The sequence below is a fragment of the Enterobacter sp. 4974935 genome, assembly GCF_058661735.1.
The window spans coordinates 2,982,237-2,993,118 of the sequence record NZ_JBZWGT010000003.1 but is presented as its reverse complement, the minus strand read 5'-3'; the positions used below and the strand labels follow the sequence as shown (position 1 = coordinate 2,993,118).

9 protein-coding genes are annotated in these 10,882 nt (G+C 59.0%); 6 read left to right on the top strand and 3 right to left on the bottom strand.

Annotated features, from left to right (window positions below):
* Positions 1–30 precede the first annotated feature (30 nt).
* Entirely contained in the window at positions 31–1,026 is a 996-nt protein-coding gene (gene pgl / locus AC4OVS_RS15620) for a 6-phosphogluconolactonase (RefSeq protein WP_491922550.1), read from the top strand.
* Positions 1,027–1,129: 103 nt separating this feature from the next.
* Here the strand turns inward: pgl and AC4OVS_RS15615 are convergent, their stop codons facing one another.
* On the bottom strand, positions 1,130–2,413 hold the full coding sequence (locus tag AC4OVS_RS15615; RefSeq protein ID WP_017384948.1) for a putative acyl-CoA thioester hydrolase: 1,284 nt from the start codon (positions 2,411–2,413) through the stop codon (positions 1,130–1,132).
* A 223-nt stretch (positions 2,414–2,636) separates the two neighbouring features.
* On the opposite strand from AC4OVS_RS15615, the gene hutI reads away from it, so the two are divergent.
* From hutI to hutH, 5 genes are all read left to right on the top strand, one after another.
* Positions 2,637–3,860 carry an imidazolonepropionase gene (hutI, locus tag AC4OVS_RS15610; RefSeq protein WP_023299627.1) on the top strand — a complete coding sequence of 408 codons (1,224 nt, stop codon included), beginning with the start codon at positions 2,637–2,639 and terminating at the stop codon, positions 3,858–3,860.
* Positions 3,857–4,795, top strand: a complete 939-nt coding sequence (gene hutG, locus AC4OVS_RS15605) for a formimidoylglutamase (protein ID WP_491922549.1) — start codon at positions 3,857–3,859, stop codon at positions 4,793–4,795. Before hutI ends, hutG begins: the two co-directional genes overlap by 4 nt.
* A 19-nt stretch (positions 4,796–4,814) precedes the next feature.
* Positions 4,815–5,549: a histidine utilization repressor gene (locus AC4OVS_RS15600; RefSeq protein ID WP_046618841.1), complete on the top strand. Its 735-nt coding sequence runs from the start codon at positions 4,815–4,817 to the stop codon at positions 5,547–5,549.
* Positions 5,550–5,676: 127 nt separating this feature from the next.
* Positions 5,677–7,365 (top strand): urocanate hydratase, encoded by a 1,689-nt coding sequence (gene hutU, locus AC4OVS_RS15595; protein ID WP_003858533.1) that lies wholly within the window; start codon positions 5,677–5,679, stop codon positions 7,363–7,365.
* Positions 7,362–8,882, top strand: a complete 1,521-nt coding sequence (gene hutH / locus AC4OVS_RS15590) for a histidine ammonia-lyase (RefSeq protein ID WP_491922548.1) — start codon at positions 7,362–7,364, stop codon at positions 8,880–8,882. The genes hutU and hutH overlap by 4 nt, the downstream gene beginning before the upstream one ends.
* Before the next feature lie 103 nt (positions 8,883–8,985).
* Here the strand turns inward: hutH and AC4OVS_RS15585 are convergent, their stop codons facing one another.
* Both AC4OVS_RS15585 and bioA read right to left on the bottom strand, forming a co-directional pair.
* Complete coding sequence (locus AC4OVS_RS15585) at positions 8,986–9,462, bottom strand: kinase inhibitor (protein ID WP_003858531.1); 477 nt, start codon at positions 9,460–9,462, stop codon at positions 8,986–8,988.
* Between the two features lie 47 nt (positions 9,463–9,509).
* Positions 9,510–10,799 (bottom strand): adenosylmethionine--8-amino-7-oxononanoate transaminase, encoded by a 1,290-nt coding sequence (gene bioA, locus AC4OVS_RS15580; RefSeq protein WP_058677404.1) that lies wholly within the window; start codon positions 10,797–10,799, stop codon positions 9,510–9,512.
* Positions 10,800–10,882 lie beyond the last annotated feature (83 nt).

Genomic DNA, 10,882 nt, shown 5'->3' with positions numbered 1-10,882 from the left:
ATTCACCGTTAAAAATAATCAGGAGTATTCATGAAACAAACCGTTTGTACCGCCAGTCCTGAAAGTCAGCAGATCCATGTCTGGCGTTTGAATACAGAAGGTTCGCTTACGCTGGTTCAGGTTGTTGATGTGCCAGGCCAGGTGCAGCCGATGGTCGTCAGCCCGGATAAACGTTTTCTTTATGTCGGGGTACGCCCGGAATTCCGCGTACTCGCATACCGCATCTCCCCGGATGACGGCGCGCTGACCTATACCGCAGAAGCGCCGCTGCCGGGCAGCCCGACCCATATTTCTACCGACCATAAAGGCAACTTTATCTTCAGCGGCTCCTACAATGCAGGCTGCGTGAGCGTCACCCGCCTGGAAGACGGTATTCCCGTTGAAACCGTCGACGTGGTAGAAGGGCTTGAGGGTTGCCACTCCGCCAACATTTCGCCGGATAACCGCACGCTGTGGGTGCCAGCGCTGAAGCAGGATCGCATCTGCCTGTTTACCCTGAGCGATGACGGTCATCTGGCCGCGCAGAGCCCGGCGGAAGTCACCACCGTGGAAGGCGCAGGCCCGCGCCATATGGTCTTCCACCCGAATCAGCAGTATGCCTATGTCGTTAACGAGCTGAACAGCTCGGTAGATGTCTGGGAGCTGAACGATCCTAACGGGCAGATCGAGTGCGTACAGACGCTGGACATGATGCCAGCTGATTTCTCCGACACACGCTGGGCGGCAGACATTCACATCACGCCGGATGGCCGCCACCTGTATGCCTGTGACCGTACCTCCAGTCTGATCACCATCTTCAGCGTCTCTGAAGACGGCAGCGTTCTGGCAGTTGAGGGCTTCCAGCCGACAGAAACCCAGCCGCGCGGCTTTAATGTCGACCACAGCGGCAAATACCTGATTGCGGCGGGGCAGAAATCCCACCACATCGCGCTCTATGAAATCAAAGGCGTGCAGGGTCTACTGGAAGAGAAAGGACGCTATGCGGTCGGACAAGGGCCGATGTGGGTTGTAATTAACGCTCACTGATCCGTAGACGAAAAAAAACCTCGCACATGCGAGGTTTTTTTATGCGTGGTTAATGCATGAGGTAGGCCGGGTAAGGCGTAGCCGCCACCCGGCAGCAGGCATTTTACTGCTTCGGTTCAGCAACCACTTTGCTACCCAGACCGCGGTTGTTGTATTCCCACATGCGGTTGAAGTTAGCGTCGTTCAGGTTACGCTGCACGTTGTCTTTATCATCCACCGTGCCGGTGTTGCCGGAGAAAGGACGTTTCGAGATCGCCGCATCCGCCCACGGTTTCGCCATGTTAAAGCCTTCGTTAATCACGCTGTCGCGGATCACGACCTGGCCGTTAGTGGCGGAGTCCACGTCCAGAGAGCGGCCAAGCTGCGCCACGCCATCGCCAGCAGCAGTAAAGCGGCTATTCACGGCCAGGAAGCCATAGAACAGATTGGACTGCGTGGCCGGGGCAAAGACGTAACCTTCCTGCTGCGTACGTGAATTCACCACGCGGAAGTCGGTGTTATCAAATACCACCGCGCCGCGACCGGAGACCATATCCACGTCGCCTTCAATGTAGCTGTTGGTGACCAGAGTACGCGTCAGACGATTGTTCTGAAGGGTATTCTGCACGCCGCTGTTGGTCACGAAGAAGGTATTCTGGCGGCCCAGGATATTGACGTTGTTAATCTGTACCTTGTCGCCATCGCTACGCAGCGCCACGGCCTGGTGATTACCGGCGTCAACGCTGTCGCCCAGGGTGTTCTGAATGGTCAGGTTCTGCAATTGCAGGCCGTTGTTCTGTGACCAGAATACTGCCGAGCACATCACGCCAATGGTGGCGGCACGTTTGCGCTGGCAGTTATCAAACATATACCACGCCGGTTTACCTGGCATGTATTTACCGGCCGGGTTCACCAGATGGCGCCAGGTGGTGCTGTCGATCTCTGAATCAATCGCCAGGCCAATTTTCACGTCGACCGCTTTTTCGCCAAGTCCGTAAAGCGTAATGCTTCCCGGTGCAGCCGGAACATAAACGGTTCCTTCGTATTCACCCGGCAGGATGGCAATGTACTGACGAGATGCGCTGTGTTTGGTGATTGCGGCATCAACAGCTGCCTGAATTGAGGTGTGCGTAACGCCCTCTGCTCCGGCCGGGCCGACAACGAAGTCTGGCTGTTTCGGCAGGTTAATAGAAGAAGGCGTCCATGGGGCTGCATTGGGATCCATCGCCGAGAAATAGTGCGCACGGGTGAAGTTCTTCGCTTCAGCCGCTGACAGGATCGGACGGGAAGCGGTGCCCGGAGCAACCTGCTCAGAAGGTTGCTGATCCGGTGGTGTTGAACTGCAAGCGGATAAAGTCACGCCAAAGGCGAGTGCCAACGCCAGACGGGAAATCCTGGAAATATTCAAGGTAATGCTCCTGGGTATGCAAGTCTTATCTGAATAGACGAAATAGCCTGCTTTTTTATACTAAGTTGAGCGAAACGGGAAGATAAAAACGGGAAAAGTTGCATTTTTGCCCGCAGGCGACGGGAAAGTCATCACAAATAAATAACATTTTTCTGCAAGGCGGTTGACAGCAGGTGACAGATGAAAATAAATGTCTATACAACCCATGACAAGCGGAAGGCACATGCAGCAGCTTCATCCCGATGATGTGATATGGCGAAATGCGCGACTGGCGACCCTGGCAACAGGTGAGCCGGAACCCTACGGCCTGAAAGAACAACATGCCCTCGTCGTGCGCGGCCAGACGATTGCGGCCGTTATTCCTGAAGCCGAGATCCCCTCCGGGCATCGTCAGTGTGTCGATCTCGACGGGCGTCTGGTTACTCCCGGCCTGATCGATTGCCACACCCATCTGGTGTTCGGCGGCGATCGCGCAGCGGAATGGGAACAACGGCTTAACGGCGTGTCGTATCAGACCATCAGCGCGCAGGGCGGCGGTATTAACGCCACGGTCACGGCGACCCGCAACAGTTCGCCGGAAATGCTCCTGACGGTGGCACAGCAGCGGCTCCAGCGGCTGATGAATGAAGGCGTAACGACCATTGAAATCAAATCGGGATACGGGCTGAATGCCCAGGCCGAAGAGAAAATGCTGCTGGTTGCCCGCCAGCTCAGCCTGAACAATCTGGTCGATATCAGCCCGACGCTGCTGGCCGCGCACGCCGTTCCTGCCGAGTACCGACAGGATCCGGATGCCTATCTCACGCTGGTCTGTGAGCAGATCATGCCCACGCTGTGGCAAAAAGAGTTATTTGAAGCGGTGGACGTGTTTTGTGAAAACGTCGGCTTTACCCCGGCGCAAACCGAGCGCCTGTTCCAAGCCGCCGCCGCGCTCGGGATACCGGTTAAAGGGCATGTAGAGCAGCTGTCGAATCTGGGCGGCGCGGCGCTGGTCAGCCAGTATAAGGGGCTGTCGGCCGATCATATTGAGTATCTCGATGATGCAGGTATTCAGGCGATGGCGCAAAGCGGCACGGTGGCGGTATTGCTCCCCGGCGCGTTCTATTTTCTTCAGGAGCGCCAGCGTCCACCGGTGGCGCAGCTCAGAGAGCAGGGCGTGCCGATGGCGGTGGCTACCGACTACAACCCGGGCACCAGCCCGTTTGCCAGCCTGCATCTGGCAATGAACATGGCCTGCGTCCAGTTTGGCCTCACGCCGGAAGAGGCCTGGGCTGGCGTGACGCGGCATGCGGCGCAGGCGCTAGGTCGTGGTGCGACACACGGGCAGTTAAAGCCCGGTTATGTGGCTGATTTCGTCGTCTGGGAGGCGAATCATCCGGTTGAGATGGTTTACGAGCCGGGGCGGAATCCTTTATATCAACGCGTGTTTCGGGGGCAGGTAGCATGAAATTGTGGCATCCCGTTTCCCCGCAGGTCTGGCAGGGTCGTGACGACAGCGCCGAATCCAGCACCGCGAAACGTCTCTTCCAGACCATACAGCAGCGCGTACACTTTGCACCCGTGCCGTCAGGCATCGCCCTGCTGGGCTTTGAATGTGATGAAGGGGTTAAGCGTAACCAGGGCAGGCCCGGTGCTGCACAGGCTCCCGATGTTCTGCGCGGCGCGCTGGCGAATATGGCGAGCCATCAGGGGCATGCGCGCCTCGTGGATATGGGCTCCATTTATGTTGAAGGCAATGCGCTGGAGGCGGCACAGCAGGGGCTGAGCGAGGCCATTACCGCGTGCCAGCAATCCGGGATGCGTACTCTGGTTTTCGGCGGTGGACATGAAACCGCCTGGGCGCACGGGCGCGGCGTGCTGGATGCCTTTCCGAACGATCGCATTGCGGTGATCAACCTGGATGCGCACCTCGATTTACGTAAGGCTGAACGGGCTACGTCCGGCACGCCGTTCCGCCAGCTGGCGCACTACTGCGCGTCTCAGTCGCGGGCGTTTCACTATGCCTGCCTGGGGGTAAGCCGTGCGGCGAATACCCAGGCGCTGTGGGAGGAAGCTGAACGGTTGAACGTGATGCTGGTTGAAGATCTCGATTTTCGCCGGGATGCGCTATCCGCGCTGGATAGCGTGCTTGCGCAGGCAGACCGGGTTTATCTCACCATTGACCTTGATGTGCTGCCCGCCGCAGAAATGTCCGCCGTATCCGCCCCTGCGGCGTTGGGGATCCCGGCGCTGGATCTGTTCCCGGTGATTGAGCGTATCTGCCGAAGCGGTAAACTACAGGCGGCGGATCTGGTGGAATATAATCCGCACTACGACCGGGACGGTCAGGGGGCGAAGCTTGCCGCCCGACTGGCCTGGCAAATTGCTCACTGGTGGGCATAACAACATTCAAGGAGTCATGATGTTTTCACGCTCGCCCCTGCCGCAGCCGAGCCCTCCCGCGCCTTTTTACGAAAAGGTGAAGCAGGCGATCAGCGAAAAAATTGCTGCCGGCGTCTGGCGTCCGCACGACCGTATTCCCTCCGAAGCTGAACTGGTCGCGCAGTTTGGCTTTAGTCGAATGACCATTAACCGGGCGCTGCGGGAACTGACCGATGAAGGGTTGCTGGTGCGTTTGCAGGGTGTCGGAACCTTTGTCGCCGAGCCAAAAGGACAGTCGGCGCTGTTTGAAATCCGCAGCATTGCCGATGAAATTGCCGCCCGCAACCATCAGCACCACTGCGAAGTGCTGGTGCTTGAAGAGACGCAGGCCAGCGCCGAACAGGCCATCGAGCTGAACGTTAAAGAGGGCACCCGGATCTTCCATTCGGTGATGGTGCATTATGAGAACGATATTCCGGTCCAGATTGAAGATCGCTGCGTCAACGCGGAGCGGATCCCGGACTACCTGAACCAGGATTACACCCAAACCACACCGCATGCGTATCTCTCGCTCGTCGCCCCGCTGACGGAAGGGGAGCATATCGTGGAGGCCGTGCGCGCCACGCCTCAGGAGTGCGAGTTGTTGCGTATTAAAGAGCACGATCCCTGCCTGCTGATCCGCCGTCGTACCTGGTCATCCTCGCAGATCGTGTCGCATGCGAAGCTGCTGTTCCCGGGGAATCGCTACCGGTTGCAGGGCCACTTTATGTCATAAGTTTTATAAGCGTGATCGCTAACGCAATATAGCAAAATTGTATCTTTTTTGTTAAATCCAACCTTGTGTGTGCTTGTCTATACAAGTATATCTAAATGCATCACCTGTCCCTTATGAGGAACACATAATGTCGTCAGATAAATACCGCAAGCAGGATGTCCGCGCCGCGCGTGGCACCACGCTCACCGCAAAAAGCTGGCTCACCGAAGCACCGCTGCGCATGTTGATGAACAACCTTGATCCTGAGGTAGCAGAAAATCCCCATGAGCTGGTGGTCTACGGCGGCATTGGCCGCGCCGCGCGCAACTGGGCGTGCTATGACGCGATTGTTGAGTCTTTGACGAATCTCGAAAACGACGAAACGCTGCTGGTGCAATCCGGCAAGCCGGTTGGCGTATTCAAAACCCATAAAAATGCGCCCCGTGTGCTGATTGCCAACTCCAACCTGGTGCCGCACTGGGCGACGTGGGAACACTTCAACGAGCTGGACGCAAAAGGGCTGGCCATGTACGGCCAGATGACCGCGGGTAGCTGGATCTACATCGGCAGCCAGGGGATTGTGCAGGGCACCTATGAAACCTTCGTGGAAGCGGGCCGACAGCACTATAACGGCTCACTGAAAGGCCGCTGGGTGCTCACCGCCGGACTGGGCGGCATGGGCGGCGCGCAGCCGCTGGCCGCGACGCTGGCCGGCGCGTGCTCCCTGAACATTGAGTGCCAGCAGAGCCGCATCGATTTCCGTCTGCGTACCCGCTATGTTGATGAACAGGCCGACAACCTCGATGACGCGCTGGCGCGCATCAAAAAGTACACCGCTGAAGGCAAAGCCGTGTCGGTTGCCCTGTGCGGCAACGCGGCGGATATTCTGCCGGAACTGGTGGCGCGCGGCGTGCGTCCGGATCTGGTCACCGACCAGACCAGCGCTCACGATCCGCTTCATGGTTACCTGCCAAAAGGCTGGACGTGGGAAGATTACCAGCAAAAAGCGGAAACCGATCCTGAGGGCACGGTACTGGCGGCTAAACGCGCCATGGCGGAACACGTCTCCGCGATGCTCGCCTTCAGTAAGATGGGGATTCCGACCTTTGATTACGGGAATAACATCCGCCAGATGGCGAAAGAGATGGGGGTGAATAACGCCTTTGATTTCCCCGGCTTCGTGCCTGCCTATATTCGTCCACTGTTCTGCCGCGGCATCGGGCCGTTCCGTTGGGTTGCCCTGTCCGGCGACCCGGAGGATATCTACAAAACCGACGCCAGAGTGAAGGAAATTGTCGCCGACGACGAGCACCTGCACCGCTGGCTGGACATGGCGCGCGAGCGCATTAATTTCCAGGGCCTGCCAGCGCGTATCTGCTGGGTCGGGCTGGAGTGGCGGCAAAAACTCGGCCTCGCCTTTAACGAAATGGTGCGCAGCGGCGAAGTCTCCGCGCCGATCGTCATTGGCCGCGACCACCTGGACTCCGGCTCTGTCGCCAGTCCGAACCGTGAAACCGAAGCCATGCGCGACGGCTCGGATGCGGTCTCCGACTGGCCGCTGCTGAATGCCCTGCTGAACACCGCCAGCGGCGCAACCTGGGTGTCGCTGCACCACGGCGGCGGCGTCGGGATGGGCTTCTCCCAGCACTCCGGGATGGTCATCGTCTGTGACGGTACCGACGAAGCGGCGGCACGTATTGCTCGCGTGCTGCATAACGACCCGGCAACCGGCGTGATGCGCCACGCGGATGCGGGTTACGAGATTGCCATTGATTGTGCCAAAGAGCAGGGCCTGAACCTGCCGATGATCCCCGCCACACAAGGAAAGCCTGCATGAACGCGTTAACACTTACTCCCGGCTCTTTGTCGCTCAAACAGCTGCGTCACGTCTGGCGTCAGCCGGTGACACTCGCCCTTGATGAAAGCGCCCACCGTGCCATTAACGACAGCGTGGCCTGCGTGGAGGCGATTGTAGCGGAGGGGCGCACCGCCTACGGCATCAATACCGGGTTTGGCCTGCTGGCGCAGACCCGCATTGCCACGCACGATCTGGAGAATTTACAGCGTTCGCTGGTGCTCTCGCACGCGGCGGGCGTTGGCCAGCCGCTGGACGATGAGATTGTCCGCCTTATGATGGTGTTGAAAATCAACAGCCTGGCGCGTGGGTTTTCCGGCATTCGTCTGAGCGTGATCCAGGCGCTGAAGGCGCTGGTGAATGCGGAAGTTTATCCGTGGATACCGGCAAAAGGCTCCGTTGGAGCTTCCGGCGATCTGGCACCGCTGGCGCATATGTCGCTGCTCCTGCTGGGTGAAGGCAAGGCGCGCTGGCAAGGGGAGTGGCTGCCTGCGAAAGAGGCGCTGAAAAAAGCCGGCTTAGCGCCGATCACCCTCGCGGCAAAAGAAGGGCTGGCGCTGCTCAACGGCACGCAGGCGTCGACGGCCTTTGCGCTGCGCGGCCTGTTTGAAGCGGAAGATCTGTTCGCCTCCGCGGTGGTGTGTGGTGCGCTGACCACTGAAGCGGTGCTCGGCTCGCGTCGTCCGTTCGATGCCCGCATCCACGAGGTGCGCGGCCAGCGTGGTCAGATTGATGCCGCAGCCATGTACCGCCACGTACTTACCGATACCAGCGACATTGCCGATTCGCATCACAACTGCGAGAAGGTGCAGGATCCGTATTCTCTGCGCTGCCAGCCGCAGGTGATGGGCGCATGCCTGACGCAGCTTCGCCAGGCGGCAGAAGTGCTGCTGGTGGAGGCCAATGCGGTGTCCGACAACCCATTGGTGTTTGCTCAGGAAAACGAGGTGGTCTCCGGCGGCAACTTCCACGCCGAGCCGGTGGCGATGGCCGCAGATAATATCGCGCTGGCGATTGCCGAAATCGGAGCGTTGTCCGAGCGTCGAATCGCACTAATGATGGATAAACACATGTCCCAGCTGCCGCCGTTCCTGGTGCGCAACGGCGGCGTGAACTCGGGCTTTATGATCGCCCAGGTCACCGCCGCAGCACTGGCAAGCGAAAACAAAGCCCTGTCGCATCCGCACAGCGTGGACAGCCTGCCAACGTCAGCAAATCAGGAAGATCACGTTTCGATGGCCCCGGCTGCCGGGCGTCGACTGTGGGAGATGGCCTCCAACACCCGCGGCGTGCTGGCGGTGGAATGGCTGGCGGCGTGTCAGGGTATTGATTTACGCGAAGGGCTAAAATCCAGCCCGCTGCTGGAGCAGGCGCGTCATACGCTGCGCGAGCACGTTACGCACTACGATGAGGACCGCTTCTTTGCGCCGGATATTGATAAGGCGATACAGCTTCTGGAAGAAGAAACCCTTGCAGGACTGCTACCTTCCGTGCTGTGATTTTTACCCTCACCCTAACCCTCTCCCTGTGGGAGAGGGGATTGTTAGGTTTTCTCCCTCTCCCTGTGGGAGAGGGCCGGGGTGAGGGCATCAGCCCGCACGATTACGAATACATCGCCGTAATCGACGCGCTGCCCAGCGAATGGAAATGCACGTTAAAGCCTACCATCGCGCCGCTCGCCCCTTCGTCGACCTCAATCTTGTCCACATCCAGCGCGTGCACCGTGAAGATATAGCGGTGCGTTTCCCCTTTTGGCGGCGCCGCGCCGCCGTAGCCCGCTTTGCCAAAGTCCGTGCGGGTCTGAATCGCACCGTCGGGCAGGGCAACCAGATCGGAACCGGAACCCTGCGGCAGCACGCGGGTGTCGGCGGGCAGGTTTGCCACGATCCAGTGCCACCAGCCCGAGCCGGTTGGCGCATCCGGATCGTAGCAGGTCACGACAAAACTTTTAGTTCCCGCTGGTACATCGTCCCACGCCAGATGGGGAGAGATATTATCTCCCTGATAACCCATTCCGTTAAACACGTGACGTTCCGGCAGCTTTTCGCCGTCGCGCAAATCTTTACTGATGATTTTCATCCTATTTCCCTCGTTACTCACTCATTCAGAAAGTGTAACGCATGGGGTTAAATCGTGAAATGCGCTGATATGTTAACGGCTTTAACCACTGCCCCGGTCAGCTTGTGGAGCTGATCCGGAGAAATGCTGTACGGCGGCATGAGGTAAATCAGCTTACCGAAAGGTCGCACCCAAACGCCCTGGTCAACGAAGAAGCGCTGCAACGCGGCCATGTTCACCGGATGCGTTGTCTCGATCACCCCGATGGCGCCCAGCACGCGGACGTCCGCGACGTATTCCGCATCCGCCGCCACGCTTAGCTGCTGCTTCAGCTGCGCCTCAATCGCCGCCACCTGCGTCTGCCACTCGCCGCTCTCCAGAATGGCGAGGCTTTCGCTTGCCACTGCGCAGGCCAGCGGGTTGCCCATAAACGTCGGGCCGTGCATAAAGCAGCCCGCGTCGCCGTCGCTGATGGTGTCGGCAACCTGGCGGGTGGTGAGCGTGGCGGAGAGCGTCATGGTGCCGCCGGTGAGCGCTTTCCCCAGGCACAGAATATCCGGCGCGATCCCCGCATGCTCGCAGGCAAACAGCTTCCCGGTACGGCCAAAGCCGGTGGCGATCTCATCGGCAATCAGCAAAATTCCTTCGCGGTCGCACATCTTCCGAATGCGCTTCAGCCACTCGGGGTGATACATCCGCATTCCGCCCGCGCCCTGCACAATCGGTTCGAGAATAACGGCGGCAATCTCGTGGCGATGGGCCGCCATCAACCGCGCGAAGCCCACCATGTCCATCTCGTCCCATTCGCCGTCGAAGCGGCTCTGCGGGGCTGGCGCAAACAGGTTTTCCGGCAGGTAGCCTTTCCACAGGCTGTGCATGGAGTTGTCCGGATCGCACACCGACATCGCCCCGAAGGTGTCGCCGTGATAGCCGTTGCGGAAGGTGAGGAACCGCTGGCGCGTTTCGCCCTTCGCATGCCAGTACTGCAACGCCATTTTCATCGCCACTTCCACGGCCACCGAGCCGGAATCAGCAAGGAAAACACACTCCAGCGATTCAGGCGTCATCGCTACCAGGCGACGGCATAAATCCACCGCGGGCTGATGCGTGATCCCGCCAAACATCACGTGTGACATCTGGTCAATCTGCGCTTTCATCGCCGCGTTCAGACGCGGGTGGTTGTAGCCATGGATCGCCGCCCACCAGGAGGACATCCCGTCAACAAGCCGCTCGCCGCTGGCGAGATGCAGCTCGCAGCCGTGGGCCGAGGCTACCGGATAGACGGGAAGGGGGCGGGTCGTGGAGGTGTAAGGGTGCCAGATATGCTGCTTGTCGAAGGCGAGATCGTCCTGGGTCATAATCGACTTGTAAACCATTTTGAAAAGTTTTAGGTTTACAAGTATAAACCGAACCGACAATTAACAAAACCCTTTGGAGAAGC